The sequence below is a fragment of the Agrobacterium sp. 22-3639C2 genome (assembly GCF_053522105.1).
In genome coordinates, this window is sequence record NZ_JBNWDB010000005.1 from 417818 (window position 1) to 436844 (window position 19027).

The 19027-nt window shown below is 59.9% G+C and carries 18 protein-coding genes; 13 read left to right on the forward strand and 5 right to left on the reverse strand.

Features of this window, described 5'->3' with window-relative positions; translation table 11 throughout:
- Positions 1–148: 148 nt before the first annotated feature.
- The 3 genes from ACQZ6D_RS22290 (at position 149) to ACQZ6D_RS22300 (ending at position 3461) form a co-directional block, all read left to right on the forward strand.
- Positions 149–823, forward strand: coding sequence for a response regulator transcription factor (locus tag ACQZ6D_RS22290; RefSeq protein WP_004431205.1), 675 nt, complete (start codon positions 149–151; stop codon positions 821–823).
- The gene (locus tag ACQZ6D_RS22295) at positions 820–2154 is read left to right on the forward strand and encodes a sensor histidine kinase (RefSeq protein WP_111799963.1); all 1335 of its coding nucleotides are present in this window, start codon (positions 820–822) and stop codon (positions 2152–2154) included. Before ACQZ6D_RS22290 ends, ACQZ6D_RS22295 begins: the two co-directional genes overlap by 4 nt.
- 326 nt (positions 2155–2480) lie before the next feature.
- Positions 2481–3461 (forward strand): DUF535 family protein, encoded by a 981-nt coding sequence (locus tag ACQZ6D_RS22300; protein WP_367078899.1) that lies wholly within the window; start codon positions 2481–2483, stop codon positions 3459–3461.
- 31 nt (positions 3462–3492) lie between these two features.
- Here ACQZ6D_RS22300 and ACQZ6D_RS22305 read toward each other — a convergent pair whose 3' ends face one another.
- Complete coding sequence (locus ACQZ6D_RS22305; protein ID WP_111827913.1) at positions 3493–4413, reverse strand: hydrogen peroxide-inducible genes activator; 921 nt, start codon at positions 4411–4413, stop codon at positions 3493–3495.
- Positions 4414–4629: 216 nt separating this feature from the next.
- Here ACQZ6D_RS22305 and katG point away from each other — a divergent pair, with 216 nt between their 5' ends.
- The gene (gene katG, locus ACQZ6D_RS22310) at positions 4630–6801 is read left to right on the forward strand and encodes a catalase/peroxidase HPI (RefSeq protein WP_448730043.1); all 2172 of its coding nucleotides are present in this window, start codon (positions 4630–4632) and stop codon (positions 6799–6801) included.
- Between the two features lie 56 nt (positions 6802–6857).
- Here katG and ACQZ6D_RS22315 read toward each other — a convergent pair whose 3' ends face one another.
- A complete protein-coding gene (locus tag ACQZ6D_RS22315) occupies positions 6858–7034 on the reverse strand; it encodes a hypothetical protein (RefSeq protein WP_035200363.1) in 177 nt (58 codons plus the stop codon).
- A 244-nt stretch (positions 7035–7278) separates the two neighbouring features.
- Here ACQZ6D_RS22315 and ACQZ6D_RS22320 point away from each other — a divergent pair, with 244 nt between their 5' ends.
- Positions 7279–8172: a helix-turn-helix domain-containing protein gene (locus ACQZ6D_RS22320; RefSeq protein ID WP_210251782.1), complete on the forward strand. Its 894-nt coding sequence runs from the start codon at positions 7279–7281 to the stop codon at positions 8170–8172.
- A 131-nt stretch (positions 8173–8303) separates the two neighbouring features.
- On the opposite strand, the gene ACQZ6D_RS22325 is transcribed toward ACQZ6D_RS22320, so the two are convergent.
- Positions 8304–10424 (reverse strand): TonB-dependent siderophore receptor, encoded by a 2121-nt coding sequence (locus tag ACQZ6D_RS22325; RefSeq protein WP_174006352.1) that lies wholly within the window; start codon positions 10422–10424, stop codon positions 8304–8306.
- 222 nt (positions 10425–10646) lie between these two features.
- Between ACQZ6D_RS22325 and ACQZ6D_RS22330 the strand changes: the two genes are divergently transcribed.
- Genes ACQZ6D_RS22330 through ACQZ6D_RS22345 form a run of 4 tightly spaced genes read left to right on the forward strand, consistent with a single transcriptional unit; the run spans position 10647 to position 14543 of the window.
- A complete protein-coding gene (locus ACQZ6D_RS22330) occupies positions 10647–11657 on the forward strand; it encodes an iron-siderophore ABC transporter substrate-binding protein (protein ID WP_153793357.1) in 1011 nt (336 codons plus the stop codon).
- Positions 11654–12697: a FecCD family ABC transporter permease gene (locus ACQZ6D_RS22335; RefSeq protein WP_153793358.1), complete on the forward strand. Its 1044-nt coding sequence runs from the start codon at positions 11654–11656 to the stop codon at positions 12695–12697. The genes ACQZ6D_RS22330 and ACQZ6D_RS22335 overlap by 4 nt, the downstream gene beginning before the upstream one ends.
- A 2-nt stretch (positions 12698–12699) precedes the next feature.
- A complete protein-coding gene (locus tag ACQZ6D_RS22340) occupies positions 12700–13734 on the forward strand; it encodes a FecCD family ABC transporter permease (RefSeq protein ID WP_112161240.1) in 1035 nt (344 codons plus the stop codon).
- Entirely contained in the window at positions 13731–14543 is an 813-nt protein-coding gene (locus ACQZ6D_RS22345) for an ABC transporter ATP-binding protein (protein ID WP_153793359.1), read from the forward strand. The genes ACQZ6D_RS22340 and ACQZ6D_RS22345 overlap by 4 nt, the downstream gene beginning before the upstream one ends.
- A gap of 5 nt (positions 14544–14548) precedes the next feature.
- On the opposite strand, the gene ACQZ6D_RS22350 is transcribed toward ACQZ6D_RS22345, so the two are convergent.
- Positions 14549–14932 carry a winged helix-turn-helix transcriptional regulator gene (locus ACQZ6D_RS22350; protein WP_173995299.1) on the reverse strand — a complete coding sequence of 128 codons (384 nt, stop codon included), beginning with the start codon at positions 14930–14932 and terminating at the stop codon, positions 14549–14551.
- A gap of 153 nt (positions 14933–15085) precedes the next feature.
- On the opposite strand from ACQZ6D_RS22350, the gene ACQZ6D_RS22355 reads away from it, so the two are divergent.
- Positions 15086–15475 carry a DoxX family protein gene (locus ACQZ6D_RS22355; RefSeq protein WP_173995265.1) on the forward strand — a complete coding sequence of 130 codons (390 nt, stop codon included), beginning with the start codon at positions 15086–15088 and terminating at the stop codon, positions 15473–15475.
- A gap of 26 nt (positions 15476–15501) precedes the next feature.
- The gene (locus tag ACQZ6D_RS22360; protein WP_153793361.1) at positions 15502–16245 is read left to right on the forward strand and encodes an SDR family NAD(P)-dependent oxidoreductase; all 744 of its coding nucleotides are present in this window, start codon (positions 15502–15504) and stop codon (positions 16243–16245) included.
- 87 nt (positions 16246–16332) lie between these two features.
- On the opposite strand, the gene ACQZ6D_RS22365 is transcribed toward ACQZ6D_RS22360, so the two are convergent.
- Entirely contained in the window at positions 16333–17208 is an 876-nt protein-coding gene (locus tag ACQZ6D_RS22365; RefSeq protein ID WP_153793362.1) for an AraC family transcriptional regulator, read from the reverse strand.
- A 132-nt stretch (positions 17209–17340) separates the two neighbouring features.
- Between ACQZ6D_RS22365 and ACQZ6D_RS22370 the strand changes: the two genes are divergently transcribed.
- Both ACQZ6D_RS22370 and ACQZ6D_RS22375 read left to right on the forward strand, forming a co-directional pair.
- Positions 17341–17538, forward strand: coding sequence for a hypothetical protein (locus tag ACQZ6D_RS22370; RefSeq protein WP_041694585.1), 198 nt, complete (start codon positions 17341–17343; stop codon positions 17536–17538).
- A 16-nt stretch (positions 17539–17554) separates the two neighbouring features.
- Positions 17555–19006 (forward strand): aldehyde dehydrogenase, encoded by a 1452-nt coding sequence (locus tag ACQZ6D_RS22375; protein WP_153793363.1) that lies wholly within the window; start codon positions 17555–17557, stop codon positions 19004–19006.
- Positions 19007–19027: the final 21 nt, after the last annotated feature.

Here is a 19027-nt window from a genome sequence, read left to right on the forward strand (position 1 = left end):
TCGAGCGGTCATGTCGCCTGTCTTCCAGGCTGATGGCTTCTGGATAAGTGTTGATAATTGCAGCAGCATTACCCGCCCGCATCTTCTGCGCCGCAATACTGCCGCAACCTTTCTGGCAGACAAGGAGGGGGCGAAGGGACGGTGGCAAATGAGACTTCTGTTGATTGAGGACGAAAAGGAAATGGCGGATGCGCTGTCGACGACGCTCGGCAAGCAGGGGATCGTCATCGATCATACGATGCGGCTCGGCGATGCGATGGAGCTGGCGCGCCAGCATGTCTATGATGCCATTCTGCTCGACCGTCGTCTGCCGGACGGGGAGGGGCTGACCTTCATTCCAAAGCTGCGCCGCGCCGGTATCGATACGCCGATCATTTTATTGACGGCGATGAACGAACCGGAGGAGCGGATCGAGGGGCTGAATGGCGGCGCCGACGACTATCTCGGCAAGCCGTTTCTCGTCGGCGAACTGCTGGCGCGGCTGCGCGCGGTTTTGAGAAGGCCGGCAAGCATCGCTCCGTCGCAGATCGCTGCAGGCCGCATCGTGATCGATCCGCTTCATCTCAGCGTCACGATCAACTCGCTTCCCTTTGATCTGCCAAGGCGCGAGCTGATGGTCCTCATCACGCTGGCGAAACGAAAGGGCAAATCCGTGCTGCGCTCGACGCTTGAGGCCGCCGTCTACAATTACGAGGAGGAAATCCAGTCCAATGCGCTCGATGCGCATATATCGCGACTGCGCAAACGCCTGCTCGACGCTTCCGCCGGGGTCAGCGTGCATAATATTCGCGGCATCGGTTATCTGCTCAGGGAAGACACATGAAGGCGCAGGGCAAGTCCAATCCGTCCTTGTGGTGGCAATTGAGCTGGCAGCTCAGCATTGTCGTCTCCTCCATGATCGCTGTCGTAATCGTCGGGCTTTGCGTTTACGGGGTGATGAAGCTCTCGCCCAATATCGGGCTCTGGAACGATTTGTCGGCGACGCTTGACGAGTCGCTTTCGCTTGATCCGCAAAAGGGTCTGGTCGTTACCGAGGGGCCGGCATTACGCGCCTTGAAGGCGAAGAATGAAACGTTGTGGTTCGTGGTCTCGACACCTGACGGTCACGCGGCGACCTTCGGAACCGTCCCGGCTGTTTACGCCGAACTGGCGCGATACGTTCATCTGATGACGGACGCCGATATTCGCGGCGGCAGCGGCATATCCGAGGTTGCTTCGGCTGAAAGTATCGAGACGACGTCGGGACCCGTCAGGATCATGTTCGGGGGAACCTCTAATGCACGAGCGTCGTTTCTGACGCTTCTTGCCGGCACCTATCCGATTTATGTCCCCCTGCTGGCGGTTCTTTTGCCTGCGGTGTTTTTCTCCGTGCCGCACATTGTGCGCCGGGCGCTTGCCGGCCTGAGTTCCGTCGTCAAAAAAGCACCGGAGATCGACCCGCGACGACCGGGTTCGAAGCTTCCCGTCGAAGATGTGCCGCGCGAAGTCGTTCCGTTGATCGTTTCCTTCAACAGCGTTCTCGAGCGGCTCGAAGAGCAGTTCCAGGCGCGGCAACGTTTTCTGATCGATGCCGCGCACGAATTGAGGACGCCGATTGCAATCATGCAGACCCGGATAGAGGGCCTGCCCGGACCGGACCAACAGCGCCTGATGGGGGATGTCGCGCGGCTCGGTGAAACCGCCGAACAGCTTCTGGCCTTTGAGCGAAACGATCAGGTAAACGACCGGCGCGAGGTGGTGGACCTGGTCGATATCGCCCGCACGGTGGTGGCAGAGCTCGCGCCGCTTGCGCTTTCGGCAGGTTACGACATCTCCTTCGAAACGCAGATCGAAAAATACGACATGCAAGGCAACCCCTTCGCCCTGCCGCGCGCCATCAGCAATATCGTGCGCAACGCCATCGACCATGGTGGAAACAAGGGGCTGATCCATGTCTCGGTTCTCGCAAACGGCGAAATCGCGATTTCCGACGAGGGGCAGGGTATACCCGAGGACCAGCAGGAGCGGATATTCGAACCTTTCTATCGGGTCACGCCGAAAAGCACGGGTGCCGGACTTGGCCTCAGCCTCGTCAAGAAGATCGTCGCCAATCATAACGGCCGTATCGTGCTAGAAAGCAACCCCTCTGGAAGCACGTTCCGGGTTCGATTCTGATTGCGCTTTGCGCGCTGTAGACCGGTCGCGGCGATTGTAATGCTGCCGCAACGTTCGCGGTCATAATGTGTGGGCACGGTATCAACCGTGCCAACCGGAGTACACACAGTGACACACCCACCGGATCGTTTTCTTCCGGATTTCCGGCGAGAAGACGGCGCGTAGAAAGCGCGTCGGCGGCCCGGAACCTCGCGCAATGCCGTAGCGCCAATAATCGCAGCAGAGCACCAATCCGATTTCATATTCGGTTCATCCTGGGCGCGCACAGTCCCGGCCAAATCACTCCACGCCCCAGTCCAAACAGTCATACTCCCCGGAATTTTACGATGTCGCATACTGAAATCGCCGCATTCGCTGCGGAAAAAAACTCGGCGAAACCCGAGCCGGTCATCGCTGCGCAAACCATGACTGGCGATGGGCTGGAACTCCTCCGTTTTCCCCTGGCCTGGAGCGTTGCGACCTTCGTTATGCGCGCCCACTGGAAACGGGGTTTCCTTTTCTGGATGCGTTTTTTGGCTCATCCGCTTGTAACCCTGCGGTGGTGGCGGTTTTTGTCCCGATTCTCGGCGACGCAAAAACTGCCACCGCCGCATGACGAGCTTCTCCAGAAACCCCTGTCGAAATTCCTCGTCGGCAAAATCTCCTATGGAAGACGGCTGGATTTTCTCATGAAGAATTTCGTCATCGCCAGCGGTTGTTTTTCAAGAGAGGTTATGGCTGCGCTCTGGAGTGGAAAAACGATCGAAATCGGCACCATAGGCGGCCGTGCTGACGAATATCGCTGCACGCTTGCTCTTGCGGATTTATGTGGCGGCCGCCACGAAGGCGCTCTCGCGGTTCGGCTGATCAGAACCCGTGACGACGTCACCTTGTGGACGACGAAGTTTATCTTCGTGACGCAGGATGGGGGAGGGTACAGGACGATTGCCGTTGGCGGCATGCAGGGGCCACGCGCCGCAAAGCAGGAGATGGTGGCAGTAACGCGCGACCTTGCGGGTCTTCGCCCGAAGGATGCCGTTTTGATGCTGCTGCAAGGTCTAATCGAGACGGAAGCGGGTTCCTATTTCGCAGTCTCCCACGCCAGACATCCGATCAATTATCGTCGCGCGCGGCGGCAGAAAATGTTGCTTTCCGACATAGACGCATTCTGGCGGGAACGTTCCGCTGAGCCGGACGACGTGTTCGGTTTTCAGGTGCCGGTTTCAACCCTCGAGGGCGCGGACAAACGTAGCAAGATGAAGCTTGCCTTCTTTGCCATGGCCGGCCGGCTTTGCGAGGGTAAAGCTGGGAGTGCTGCGAAGAGTTGAGGCCGCAGATCCGAGTTGGCCCTCGACACCGTCACTCCGCTGCATCGGCAACACGGCCGAGTTTTTGCAGGCCGCATTCGCGGACGATCTCGGCAATGTGGGTAAACTGCGCCGAGAGCGGATTGCTCTTGCGCCATACCATGCCGATGGTGCGGGATGGTCTTGGCTCTGCCAGCCGAAATACCGAGACGGTGGATTGCCGCGTTTCCATATCGACAGCCATCTGCGGAATGAGCGTGACGCCGATGCCGGCGCCGACCATCTGGACCAGCGTCGAGAGCGAACTGCCTTCCATCAGCACGCGCGGCGGCGCGTTCGTTGTACTGCAGAAAGACAGTGCCTGATTGCGGAAACAATGGCCTTCCTCGAGCAGCAGCAGGCGCATTTCACCGAGCTTGCCAGCGCTCGGCACCGGCATCCCCGCATCCTCCATCGGCCGGACCAGAATGAATTCCTCGGAAAACAGCGGAACCTCTTCCAGCGACGCTTCGGACACCGGAAGCGCGACGATTGCCATGTCCAGCCGGGCTTCCAGGAGGTCCTCGATCAGTTTCTGTGTCACCGCTTCGCGCGGACGCGTTTCCAGTCCCGGATAATGCCGGGTGAGCGTCTTGATGACCTGCGGTAAAAGATAGGGCGCGACCGTTGGAATGACGCCGATGCGCAGACGGCCGCTGAGCGGGCCGTGCCTTGCCCTCGCCAAATCCTGCAATTCATCCACTGAACGCAGGATCAGGCGGGTGCGTTCGGCGAATTCATCGCCGAGAGCGGTCAGCCTGATCTGGCGGCTGCCCCGTTCGACGAGCGGCGCGCCGATCAGCTCTTCCAGTTCCCTGATCTGTAGCGAAAGTGCTGGCTGGGAAATGGAGCACGCCTCCGCCGCCCGCCCGAAATGGCCGATCTTCGCCAAGGCGTCGAAATAACGCAGGTGTTTCATCGATAGTCCAATCATAAGCTGAGCATATCGCAGCCTTTAGAATATACAATTGGAAATTATGGAACCCGGCTGTTAGTCATCGTCATGACAGAAAGAGGATGTAGCTGTTCGGTATCACCAGCGTCACTGCGCGCTTTCCGTAAGGATGACCTGCTGTGGGCTGTGGTTCCAACATGCTGCGCATGTCGAATTGACTATGTCGTTTAATTACTAAACCCATCGGAGGGCGAAATGGACGCAACTTCAAAACCGGCTGGCAAGTGTCCCGTCATGCATGGAGGCAATACGGCCTCCGGTAAATCGGTTACCGAATGGTGGCCGAACGCGCTGAACCTCGATATCCTGCATCAGCACGACACCAAGACCAATCCGCTCGGCACCTCCTTCAATTACCGCGAAGCGCTAAAGACGCTCGACGTGGAAGCCCTGAAGGCCGATCTGCGCGCCCTGATGACGGAAAGCCAGGACTGGTGGCCGGCCGACTGGGGCAGCTATGTGGGCATGATGGCCCGCGTGACCTGGCATGCGGCCGGTTCCTACCGCGTGACGGACGGACGCGGCGGCGCCAACACCGGCAACCAGCGCTTTGCACCGCTCAATTCCTGGCCTGACAATGTGAACACCGATAAGGGCCGCCGTCTGCTGTGGCCGATCAAGAAGAAATACGGCAACAAGATTTCCTGGGCCGATCTCATCGCGCTTGCCGGAACGATCGCTTATGATGTCGCGGGTCTGAAGACGTTCGGTTTCGCCTTCGGCCGCGAGGATATCTGGGCTCCCGAAAAGGACACCTATTGGGGTGACGAAAAGGAATGGCTGGCACCGAGCGATGGTCGTTACGGTGACGTAACCAAGCCCGAGACGCTGGAAAATCCGCTTGCCGCCGTGCAGATGGGTCTCATCTACGTCAATCCAGAAGGCGTCAACGGCAAGTCCGATCCGCTTGCGACAGCCGCGCAGATGCGCGAAACCTTTGCCCGCATGGGCATGGATGACGAAGAAACCGTCGCGCTCACCGCAGGCGGCCACACCATCGGCAAGTCGCACGGCAACGGCAGCGCCGCCAACCTCAGCCCCGATCCGGAAGCAGCAGGCCCCGAATATCAGGGTCTCGGCTGGATCAACACCAAGGGTCGCGGCATCGGCCGTGACACCGTGGTGTCCGGTATTGAAGGTGCCTGGACAAGCGAACCGACCAAGTGGGACAACGGCTTCTTCGACATGCTGTTCAAGCATGAGTGGACATTGACGCACAGCCCGGCTGGCGCGTCCCAGTGGGCGCCGATCACCATTGCCGAAGAGGACAAGCCTGTTGACGTCGAGGATCCCTCGATCCGCACCATCCCGATGATGACCGATGCCGACATGGCCCTGAAGGTCGATCCGATCTACCGCGAGATTTCGCTGAAGTTCAAGGATGACCAGGACCACTTCTCCGAGGTCTTTGCCCGCGCATGGTTCAAGCTGACCCACCGCGACATGGGCCCGAAGTCCCGCTACTTCGGCCCGGATGTTCCCGCAGAAGACCTGATCTGGCAGGATCCCATCCCGGCAGGTTCCACGAGCTACGATGTCGCTGCCGTAAAGGCAAAGATCGCCGCTTCCGGTCTGGCGGTCGCCGATCTGGTCTCGACCGCATGGGACAGCGCCCGTACCTTCCGTGGTTCGGACAAGCGCGGCGGCGCCAATGGTGCGCGCATCCGCCTTGCGCCGCAGAAGGACTGGGAAGGCAACGAGCCCGCCCGTTTGGCCCATGTGCTTTCGGTGTTGGAGCCGATTGCCCGTGAGACTGGCGCCAGCATCGCTGATGTCATTGTTCTCGCCGGCAACTACGGTGTTGAGCAGGCGGCGAAATCAGCCGGCTTCGATGTCGCCGTGCCTTTTGCACCCGGTCGTGGCGATGCCTCAGCCGAGCAGACTGATGCAGACAGCTTTGCGCCGCTCGAGCCGCTGGCGGATGGTTTCCGCAACTGGGTGAAGAAGGACTATGTCGTCAGCCCCGAAGAACTGCTGCTGGACCGCGCTCAGCTTCTGGGCCTCACGGCGCCGGAACTGACCGTTCTCATCGGTGGCCTGCGCGTCATTGGCGCCAATTACGGCGGCGCAGCGCATGGTGTGTTCACGCAGACCCCAGGTGCTCTGACCACCGATTTCTTCACAACGCTGACGGATATGGCCTATTCCTGGGCTCCGACCGGCGGCAATCTCTATGAGATTCGCGATCGCAAGTCCGGAGCAACCCGATATACGGCGACCCGCGTGGACCTCGTTATCGGCTCCAACTCCATCCTGCGTGCCTATGCGGAAGTTTATGCGCAGGACGACAACAAGGAAAAGTTCGTGCGTGATTTCGTCGCCGCCTGGACGAAGGTCATGAACGCCGACCGTTTCGACCTTGTCTGATAAGGCTGACTAGTCCAAAAAAGCCCCTCCCTGAGCGATCAGGGAGGGGCAATTTTCTATCTGCGGTCTGAGGATGGAACCGGTTTTTCGGGTGATGGCTTTTCGCCACTATCCCCCGGCGCCTTGCCGCCCTTTTCATTCTCATGCGCATCCGGCCCAGCGACGATGACGCCGCGGCCCTGCTCTTCGCGCTTCTTGTCGGCGAAATCGCCGGGTTCCCTTTTGTCGTTCATAGTGATCTCCCTTCGTGATTTCATTTGTCTGGAGATCAAACGGCTGGTCGGGGCAGAGGTTCCAAGGCTCACATTGGAGCGGGATCGACTGGCAGCACAGCAATGTTTTGCATTACAACCATCTTTGCTATTAACATGAATTGATAAGTCATGTTATTGCGGCCTCATATGGTGGAGCGTGCGGCGCCGTTATCGTGACGCGCATGTCTTACAACCTCGGCTCGACAACTGAACGGTACCCGCATTGAGTTTCTGGCACTCCATGACCTGGCACACGGAAGGGATCAGCGTCACTGCGCCGGTCAAATGGCGCCAGCTGGACGGGCTCGTCAGCGCCTTCTGGGAGGCAGAGAGCCAGATGGGCGCGAAGGGTTATTACCTGGCCGCCGATCCACGTATCATGATATTCTTCAACGATGTCTCGTCGCGCATCAGCATTTCCAACCGCGACGGCGAGTTCACGCAGCATTCCCGCCCCATGACGCGGGCGGTCTATGTGCCGGCCGGTGTTCCGATGTGGACGAGCAGCAATGCTACGCACAGGTTTTCGCATCTCAATCTGCATATCCACAAGGACCGCCTGCTGCGTTTCCTGTCGCCATCGGTCGGCAGTTCGGCGGCGATGACAGCCTTGCGCCGCCCGGTCGAGATACAGGATATCGGTTCGGTCGAAACACTGGCTGGACTGCTTGTCGATGAACTCGCCGAGCCTTCGAAACATGCGGTCTATGCGGAAAGCCTTGTTGGCAGCATCGTTGCCGGTCTTCTCGATATTCCCGGATCTTCGCCGGAACAGGTAAATGGCAGGCTGACGCAGGCGCAGATGAACAAGCTGCTTGCCCGTGTCGAAAGCCGCGGTGACGACCGCATGACGGTTGCAGAAATGGCCGACATCGTCGGGCTTTCGGAAAGCTGGTTCGCAACGGTGTTCCGCCAGACAACGGGCAAGACGCCGCTGCAATGGCAACTGGAGCGGCGGATAAGCCTTGCCCAGAAACTGTTGCTCGAAGGCGATCTCACGGTGGCCGATATCGCTGCCCAGCTAGGCTTTTCCGATCAGGCCCATTTGACCAAAGCCTTCCGCCACTCCGTGGGCAATACGCCAGCCGCCTGGCGGCGCATGCACAGGCTGCTTTGAATGGTCGCCTTGCCGTCTATGCGGAGCGGGTTCGGCGCATGCCTCGAGCTTCGTTCCACGTCACCCCAGGGGATGACGTGGAACGTTAGGATGGTTACGTAGTATGTTGAAAAGTAGGGATATACTTACCCTCACCACGTCTTGCGCAGCGTAGCTGAGAACGCTCGGCCGGGGTTGTAGAAGTCTGCGCCGAAACCGCCATAAGAGACGTGCTTCTCGTTGAAGAGGTTGGAAACATTCACCTCCAGCGAGGTGGTTTCCTGGATTTTGTAGCTGAACGCTGCGTCCATGGTCACGCTGCTGCCGGTCGAAACCTTGTTCGCGTCATCAAAATAATACGCGCCGGTGAAGCGTCCGCCGAGCCCGAAGGTCATGTCGCCGCGTTTGTCATTGCCGGCCAGCGTGTAGTTTACCCAAAGCGAGGCCTGATGTTCAGGCACGAATTGCGGGCGGTTGCCGACATTGCCAGCGATGCCGTTTTCGGTGATTTCCGCGTTGAGATAGGAATAGGCCGCCGTCAGGCTCAGCTCGTCGGTAACCTCCGCCTTGGCCTCGAGGTCGAGACCGCGCACGCGCACCTCGCCGATGGTGGTGGGCAGGCTGGTGATCGGGCTGGTGACGGTAATATTGTTCTTCTTGAGGTCGTAGATCGATGCCGTGAACAGGGCAGGGAAGGCATCCGGGCGATACTTCACGCCAAGCTCGATCTGCTCGCCGCGTTCGGGCTCGACGGTCAGGCCCGAGGCCGGCACTACGGATTCGGCGTAGCTGATATAGGGCGCGATCTCGTTCGTGACCTTGTAAGACACGCCGATGCGCTTTGTCAGTTCGCTGATATCGCCGCTTGCCGTCGTGCCGTTCAGCCTGTTGGTCTGGTCGGTGTCGATCCAGTCATTGCGCAGACCGGCGCTGACGGTAAGCCTGTCGAAGAAGGTCAGGTCCTGCTGGAGGTAGAGTGCCCTTGTCTTTTGATCGGTCAGCGAGCTGGCGTAGAGCGGCACTGAGGCTGGTGCACCGGTATAGACCGGGTTCAGCCAGTTGATGCCTGGCGCAGAACCGAAGTAGCTTTTGCTGCCGGACGAGTAGTCGTTATAAAAAACGCCGACAAGGCTGCGGCTTTCGACGCTTTCGAACGTCGTGTCATATTGCAGCCGTGTGTCGATCAGGAAATTCTCGGTTTCGGTCTCGTTGCCGAAATAGGAACGGTTGGCGATGGTCGAGCCATTGGTCGGTGTGGACGAGATATACGCGTAACCGAAATCGGTATTTGCCTTGCTGTAGCGCGCGTTCGAACTCAACGTCAGGCCAGAGCCGAAATCATGGTCGAACATCACGCTCAGCGAATTGCGGTTGGTGCCGCGGTAATTATAGTCCGGTTCACCGAAGAAACGGCTTCTGTCGAAATGCGAGCCGACCGGATGGCCGCCGCCGCCGGGAACGCCGTCCTTGTTGAGATGATCGTATACGACGGTGAGGCTGGTGGCATCGGTGGGCCGCCATGTCAGGCCGCCCATGAAGAATTTTTCATCGTCGCGGGAATAGTCATATTCCGCGTCGGCATTTCTGAGCTTGCCGGTCAGGCGGTATGACAGTGTGTCGTCGCTGGTGATGTTGTCACCGAAATCGAAGCCGGTTTCAGCGCGGCTATAGGAACCGCCTGTCACATAGGCCTCACCAAAGCGGCTGCGTTTGGGAACCTTCGTCGAGTAGTTCACCGAACCGCCGGGATCGGATACGCCAAAGGTCGTGGAATTGCCGCCCTTCAGGACTTCCACGCGCTCATAGGCATAGGTCTCTTCTCGCAGCGCGCCGAAGGGACGGCCGAGCGTCAGCCCGTCGCGATAGGTGTAGGCGTCGAAACCGCGAATCTTGAAATAGTCGAAACGGTCGTCCGAGCCGTAGAAATCCGCGGTCACACCTGCCGTGTATTGCAAGGCTTCTTCCACGGTCTGCACGCCACGCTGCTGCATTTCCTTGGCGGTGATGACGGAAACGGCGGCCGGCGTATCGAGAATGTCGGTTGCCATCTTGCTTCCGCTTGTGGTGCGGGTGGCGACGATCGACTTCTGGTCATCGTCACCGCTGTCGATGGTGATGCGCTCGAGAACCGTGCTTCCGCCCGTATTGGCGGCCTCCTGCGCCAGCGAACGAGCGGGCAGTACCGTCACAAGCGCCGTGCAGGCAAGAAGGGCTGCCTGCCCATAGCGCAGTCGCGCGGTCCTGCTGTTGACGCCATTCATTTCAGTGTTCATTGCTAAATTCCAGAAGTTGATGCCCCAATCGCCGCTTCCACGGCCCGCTCTCGAAGCGCCCAATAACTTGAGAAAGATTGTCCGGTATTGTAAGTTTTTGCGGTTTTGTACAAAACCCCGGAAATTTCACCACTGTTGTGGCGGCATTTCCTCACCGGGGTTGACGGGGGCATGTGAAGCTGAGAGTTCAAGTCCACTTTTGAACCGTTGAGAGCTTCGCCCATGCTTTTCCTGTTTCGCTGCCTCGCGCCGGCATTCGTGTTTTTTCTGTCGATGATCGTGCCGACCATTGCCTCGGCGGAAGAGGCGACGCGCTATCCCGTCGTCATCAAACACGCCTTCGGTACGACCACGATTGCGAGGAAGCCTCAGCGTGTCGCGACCGTCGCCTGGGCAAACCACGAGGTGCCGCTGGCGCTCGGCATGGTGCCCGTCGGTTTTGCCGCTGCCAATTTCGGCGATGATGACGGTGATGGATTGCTGCCGTGGGTGGCGAAGCAGCTTTCTGAATTGGGTGCTGCAAAGCCTGTTCTGTTTGACGAGGGTGATGGTATCGATTTCGAGGCCGTGGCGGCAACGCAGCCGGATGTCATCCTCGCCGCCTATTCCGGCCTCAGCCAGTCCGACTACGATACGCTAAGCCAGATCGCACCGGTCGTTGCCTATCCCGTGTCACCGTGGGCAACCGACTGGCGCGAGATGATCCGGCTGAACAGTGCCGGGCTTGGCATGGCGCCGGAAGGTGAGGCGCTGATCAAACGCATCGAGGGTGAGATCGCGCAGGTGGTTGCCGGCCATCCGCAGCTGAAAGGCAAGTCTGCGATGTTCGTCACCCATCTCGACGCCACCAATCTCAGTGTCGTCAATTTCTATACCGCCAATGACAGCCGGGTGAAATTTTTCACCGATCTTGGGCTGACCTCGCCGAAGAGCGTGGCGGAGGCGACGAAACCGGGGCAATTCGCCGCCGGCGTCAGCGCCGAGCGCGTCGATGCCTTCGACGATGTCGATATCGTCGTGACCTATGGCAGCCAGCCACTGCTCAAGGCGATGCGGGCCGATCCGCTGCTTGCCCGCATGCCCGCCGTTGCCGATGACGCCATCGTCATGCTGGGGCGTGATCCGCTCGGCACCGCATCTAATCCCACACCGCTGTCGATTTCCTGGGTTATGAAGGATTACGCCGATCTTCTGGCGAAAGCAGCGGATAAGTCCTCTGGTAAAGCGAAATGACAATGGAAGGGCCTGCCAAAGGTCCGGCCGTACTGCAAGGTGGCCGCTCCAACCGCATGCGGACGGCATGGCTCAGCGCCGTGCTGGCGCTTCTGGCGCTGCTATGTGCGCTTTCCGTGGCGATTGGCACCCGTGACGTCACGTTCGCTGACATCACGGCAGCGCTTGGCGGTCGCGTGGAGACGGTGGCGGAAGCGGCCGTTGCGGTTCGCCTGCCGCGAACGCTGCTTGCCCTGCTGTCCGGGGCAGCGCTCGGGCTCGCTGGCGCCATCATGCAGGGCGTTACGCGCAATCCGCTTGCCGATCCCGGTATTCTTGGCGTCAATATGGGCGCATCACTTGCCGTCGTTATCGCCATCGTCTGGTTCGGCATTGCCTCGGCGCAGGCCTTTATCATCACGGCGATTGTCGGGGCGGGTGCAGCTGCAGTTTTCGTTTATGTCGTCGGCTCGCTCGGACGCGGTGGGGCAACGCCGCTGAAACTTGCTCTGGCCGGTGCCGCCACCTCTGTCGCCTTCTCCTCACTCGTCATTGCCGTCGTGCTGCCGCGCAGCGATATTGCCGGTGGCATCCGTTCCTGGCAGATCGGCGGTGTCGGTGGTGCGACCTTTGACCGGATTGAGACCGTGCTGCCGTTTCTTGCCGCCGGTTTTGCCATCAGCCTTCTTTCGGCACGCAAGCTGAATTCTCTGGCGCTTGGTGATGAGTTGGCCGCCGGTCTTGGCGAGAATGTCGTGGTTGCGAGAGCCATTTCATCCTTTGGAGCTATCCTCCTCTGCGGCGCGGCGACTGCCATCTGCGGGCCAATCGGTTTCGTTGGGCTGGTCGTTCCGCATCTCTGCCGCCTGCTCGTTGGCGTCGACAATCGCTGGCTTCTGCCATTTTCCGCGCTCGGCGGCGCCTGTCTGCTGCTTGCGGCCGATATTGTCGGGCGCATCGTGGCGCGGCCGTCCGAACTCGATGTCGGTATTGTCACCGCCCTTGTCGGCGCACCTTTCTTCATCTGGATCGTCAGACGTCAGCGGGTACGCGAACTGTGAACATGCACACGTCCGTCATGGAAACATTGCTTTCCAATCGTCACGACCGCCAGCGCCGGCGTCGCCTTGTCATTGCAGCCCTTTCAGCTCTTTTGATCGCGGTTTTCGCATTGACGCTGATGCTAGGACAATCCTTCACGCCGCCCGGTGACGTCCTGCGGGTGCTGCTCGGAGAGGACATTGCCGGCGTCACTTTCACGGTCGGGCAGTTGCGCCTGCCACGCGCGCTGCTTTCCGTTCTCGCGGGACTGAGCTTCGGGCTGGGTGGTGTCGCCTTCCAGATCATGCTGCGCAACCCGCTTGCCAGCCCTGACATTATCGGCATCAGTTCCGGCGCAAGCGTGGCAGCGGTGTTTGCCATCGTCGTCCTGCATCTGAGTGGACCGCTTGTTTCTGTTTTCGCCGTCGTCGCCGGGCTTGGCGTCGCATTGCTGGTCTATCTGCTGTCCTTCCGCAACGGGGTTGCCGGAACGCGGCTGATCCTTGTCGGCATCGGCGTTTCGGCCATGCTCGAAAGTTTCATCGCCTATATCCTGTCCGTTGCACCGGCCTGGACGCTGCAGGAGGCGATGCGCTGGCTGACGGGCAGCGTCAACGGCGCAAAACTTGCCCAGACGCTGCCGCTCTTCGTCGCGCTCATCCTCTTTGGCGGCCTGCTGCTCAGTCGCGCGCGCGATCTCGAGGCATTGAGGCTTGGCGATGATACGGCCGCGGCGCTTGGGGTCCAGGTGGGGAGAACGCGCATTATCGTGATTATCGCCGCCGTCGGCATGATCGCCTTTGCCACGGCAGTGTCGGGGCCGATTGCTTTCGTCGCCTTTCTGTCCGGGCCGATTGCCGCGCGTATCGTTGGCAGCAATGGGTCGCTGCTCATTCCGGCTGCGCTCGTTGGGGCAGCCTTGGTGCTGGTGGGCGATTATTGCGGCCAGTTCCTGCTGCCTGGCCGTTACCCGGTCGGCGTCGTCACCGGCGCGCTCGGCGCGCCCTATCTGATCTACCTTATCGTGCGGGTGAACCGCAGCGGAGGCTCGTTATGACCAGCCACTCCCTTTCCGTGAACCGTCTTTCGGCCGGATACGGTGAAAACCTCATCATCGAAGGGCTGGATCTTGTCGTTCCGCGCGGACGGATCACCGTCATCGTCGGTGCCAATGCCTGCGGCAAGTCCACGCTTCTTCGCAGCATGTCGCGGCTTATCTCTCCCCGCGCCGGTCAGGTCCTGCTCGACGGAAAGTCGATCCACCGTCTTCCCTCGCGCGAACTTGCAAGACGGATGGGTCTTTTGCCGCAGTCACCGATTGCGCCCGAGGGCATTGTCGTTGCCGATCTGGTCAGCCGCGGCCGGCATCCCCATCACGGCCTTTTCGCGCGGTGGTCGCGCCAGGATGATGAGGCCGTGGCCGCAGCCCTCGTCGCCACCGATACGATGGAACTTGCCGAGCGGCCGGTGGACGAACTCTCCGGCGGGCAACGGCAACGCGTATGGATCGCCATGGCGCTCGCCCAGGAGACCGAGATATTGCTGCTCGACGAACCCACCACCTTCCTCGACATCAGCCATCAGGTGGAAGTGCTGGATCTTCTGACGGACCTCAACCAGGCCCGTCAGACCACCATCGTCATGGTGCTGCACGATCTCAATCTCGCGGCGCGCTACGCTGATCATCTGGTCGCCATGACCGGTGGAAAGCTACATATCTGCGGCACGCCGGAGGAGGTGCTGACGGAAGAAAACGTGCGGCACGTCTTCGGCATAGAAAGCCGTGTCATCGAAGACCCGACGTCTGGCAAACCAATGATGCTGCCGATCGGGCGGCACAGGACGGCGGCGCAACGGCCGCAATAATCCATCTATTTTTGCGGTGACCGTCTGCGTCCACGGGTGGTGGTTTTAACCGGAACGCTCGCGCCGTACTCGTTCCACCATGCCATCAATGCCTCCATGGTCGGGCCAAGTCCTTTCGCCTTTGCCGTAATTTCATATTCCACGCGTGGCGGAACCTCTGCAAAGACGGTGCGAGATACCAGTCCATCGGCCTCGAGCTCACGCAATTGAGAGGTCAACATGTGCTGTGTGATGCCGGGAATGGCTTTGCGCAGCTCGTTGAAACGATAGATCCGCTGGTTCAGAAGCCACATGATTTCGAGCTTCCACTTGCCGGAAAGCAGCGCGAAAGCGCGACGCATTTCCTCGTGCATGTTAATGGCTTCACCGCCATTGGTCTGGTTTTCCATACTTACCACGCCAAATTCATCCTACTTGCGCATATTCATTCAATAGCACATTTTCCATGTGAACGCCGGATCATGAGCCCCAAGCTGTTCCGGAACAACGAAAATATTGAACAAATCAAGCTGCCGAAGACATTCGGCGGCAATGGATATCCCATGTCTTCATTCTACATCTACTGGGTCGCAACAACCCTTCTCCTCCTGCTCTATCTGGCGTCGGCAGTCACCTACGTCGTCAAATCCGACTGGGTGAGGGAGACGATAACCGGCTTCGGTTACCCTGCATACCTTGTGCCTCTTCTGACGGCGGTGAAGATTGCCGCCGTCATCGCCATCCTTGCGCGGTTCAACGTCGCCATCAGCGATCTGGCGTATGCGGGGGTACTGTTTCACCTGCTGCTGTCCGGCCTTGCACATATCGGCGTCCGCAAACCTGCCGGCGCACTGCCTGCCGCCATCGGCCTCGGGCTGCTCGTCGTTTCCTTCGCCATGCAGAACGCTGCACGCGAAGTCCCATCCCCCTATGCCCTTGCACGGCAGCTCTGACGCATTCATCACGAAAGGAAATCAAAATGGGAAAACTGACCGGAAAAGTAGCCATCGTGGCGGGCGCAGGCAGAGGGATTGGCCGTGCGACGGCAGAACTCTTTGCAAGGGAGGGCGCCAAGGTCGTGGTATTGTCCTTGACGCCTGCAAATGTGGACGCGGTCGTCAGTCAGATACAATCCAGTGGTGGCACCGCGCTCGGCATCGTCTGTGATCTTGGCGATGGCCAACAGATCACCCGGGCTGTGGCTGAGGCAGCGGAGGTATTTGGCGGCATCGACATTCTCGTGAACGTCGCGTTCGATCCGACTGTCGTCCACTCCCCGATCCTCGAGCTGACAGTCGAGCAACTGCAACGAAACCTCGATATGGGGCCGATCGCCTATCTTCGCATGATGCAGGCTTGTTATCCGTACTTGAAGGCCAGTGGCGAGGGCCGGATCATTAATTTCGCGTCGCTGGCCGGTATTCTCGGCATGTCGCCGTATGGACCTTACAATCTTGCAAAGGAGGCCGTCCGCGCCCTGACGAGATCTGCTGCGCGCGAATGGGGTCCTGACAATATCACCGTGAACAACCTGCTTCCCGTTGCCGACACCTGGGGTGCGGGCGTCGACGCTCCTGCTCCCACGAATGCCCTTGGTCGTTACGGTTCCCCTGAAGAGGATGTCGCTCCGGTCGCTCTTTTCCTCGCAAGCAGCGATTCGAGGTTCATTACAGGCTCGAGCCTGACCCCCGACGGCGGCCAGATTATCGACAGCGCCCGCTAACGCCCCGTTGGAGTGCCGGGCAAACAGGCCGGCACTTCGCTCCGTTGTCTCTTCTGCCGCTCCTGATTTGCACCTGCCGGGCAGAACTCAAGGCCATGCGGCATAGGACGGCGGTGCTACGTTCTGTATGCGCACCGCCGTTCGCCGGAAACGGCCGGGAGACGTGCCTTCATTGCGGCTGAAGAAGCGGTTGAAATACCCAGGATCCTGAAATCCCAATCGAAACGCAATTTCAGCGACTTGCAGTGAAGAGTTGAGAAGAAGGTCGCGCGCTTCGGAAAGCAGTTCGCGGTGAATATAGGCCTGTGGTGAAAGCCCCGTTGCCTTGCGCACCACAAATCCAAGACGTTCACGGTTGACGCCGAGTTGACCCGCATAGTCTTCCACGCCCCATTGGTCGCGTTTGTGCTGACTGACAAGTAGCACAAACCGCTCCGTAAGGCTGCCTGCGGTGGAAGCCGCGCCCGCGACGTCGGCCATGGCATGCTGGCAGATGCGGATAAGGGTGACGGATAACAGGCTGGCGATAATCGTATCCGATCCTGTCGATGACCGGAAACTCTCATCCGCGATGGTGTCGAGATAACCCGCCAGTTCCTGGCTGTCCTTTTCAGCCAACGTCCGGGTCAGAACGCGCTGCAATGTGCTGCGCACCATGATTGCGCTCGTTCCGGTTGGCATGGCATGCGCAAGGCCGATTTCAGTCGTTTTCAGCAGTGATCCGCGGCTTCCGGCATTCAGCCGCAGGCGGCCGGCGGGGCCGGAGGCAGGCAGCCAGGCCAGCCCCGGCGCGGTAACCACAAGTGTCTTTTCGCCCTGAATGATCTCCGCTTCACCGGCTGAGACGAGGACAAAATGGGCTGCGCCCTGTTCCAGCTTGAACTCCGACACGCGCAGGGACGAAGTCAGCATGCGCGCCGTCGTTTCGATCCTGTTAGCAGCTATCTGTCCGTGACGCGGCATTCACCCTCCAAAAGTACAATAATGCACTACATTAGTGCATTTTATATGCGCCTGTCGTTGCTAAACTTCCATCAGCGCAGGGAAGCCTTGAGGAGAATGGTAATCCCGCTACTGCGCCGATGGAGGAAAATCATGAATGGTATGAAGCGCAGAACGCTGTCCTGCCTTGCGCTGGCGCAACAGGGTGTTCGCGGTAGCTTTGCCCTTGTCGATCGCGATTATCTGCTGGAAGCCGGAAGGATCGCAGGGGCGGGGACGGCAGCAGCCCTTTCCTCCCGTCCCACCTTGCAACGGGCGTTTTTCGGCGGTGCCGCCGCCACCATTTTCTGAATTCAGGAGGAAGACCATGCAGACTGTCAATCTTTTCATCGGTGGCGACCATTGCCCGGCCGCAAACGGCAAGCGTTTCGAGCGCAACAATCCGATTACCGGGGACCTGGCAACCAGTGCGGCGGCGGCAACGCCTGAGGATGCCACACGTGCGGCCGATGCCGCAGCCGCAGCCTTTCCCGTCTGGTCGGCAACGCCGCCCGGCGAACGCCGTCGCCTGCTTCTTGCCGCGGCGCAGGCGCTCCGCGATGCCGGGCCGCAGATTACGCTGGCGATGAAAGAGGAGATTGGCGCGACGGATGCCTGGGCCGGTTTCAACGTGATGCTGGCCAGCGACATGCTGGTCGAGGCGGCCAGCCTGACGACCCAGATAAAGGGCGAAATCATTCCCTCCAACCGCCCGGGAACCACGGCGATGGCACTTCGCCAGCCGGCAGGCGTGGTTCTGTCCATCGCGCCATGGAATGCACCGGTCATTCTCGGCGTACGCTCCATCGCCACGCCACTTGCCTGTGGCAACACCGTGGTGATGAAGACCTCGGAGCTTTGCCCGCGCACCCATGCGCTGATCATCGAGGCCGTCGCTTCGGCAGGTCTGCCGAAAGGTGTGCTGAACGCCGTCTCCAACGCGCCGGAAGATGCGGCGAAAATCGTTGAAACACTGATCGCCCATCCGGCTGTCAGAAGGGTGAATTTCACCGGTTCGACCCGCGTCGGTCGTGTCATCGCGGAAACGGCGGGCCGTTACCTGAAGCCAGCGCTTCTGGAGCTTGGCGGCAAGGCACCCTTCATCGTGCTTGATGATGCCGATATCGATGCGGCAGTGGCTGCGGCCGCCTTTGGCGCTTACATGAACCAGGGCCAGATCTGCATGTCGACGGAACGCATCATTGTACTCGACAGCGTTGCCGACACCTTTGTCGAGGCCTTTGCCAAAAAAGCGACGAGCCTGAAGGCTGGAGACCCTCGCGAGGGAAAAATGCCGCTTGGCTCCTTGGTCAGCGCCGAGGCCGCGTCCCGCATCCGGGCGCTGGTGGATGACGCCGTTGCCAAAGGCGCACGCCTTGTGGCGGGCGGAGGCGGCAATGGTACCATGCTGGATGCGCTTGCCGTCGATGGCGTGACCTCTGCGATGCGGCTCTATTCCGAAGAAAGCTTCGGCCCGGTCGTTTCCATCATTCGCGCCGGCAGCGTCGATGAGGCAGTCAGTATCGCCAACGAAACCGAGTTTGGTCTTTCCGCTGCTGTTTTCGGCAGGGATCAGGCAAAAGCACTCGCGGTAGCCGGACGAATCGAAAGCGGCATATGCCACATCAACGGACCCACCGTTCACGACGAGGCGCAGATGCCGTTCGGTGGGGTGAAGGCCTCCGGTTACGGCCGTTTCGGCGGCACGGCGGGCATTGCGGAATTCACCGAACTGCGATGGGTCACGCTGCAGGACGGACCGTTGCATTACCCGATTTAAGCCGGAAGCATCACCGGCTGG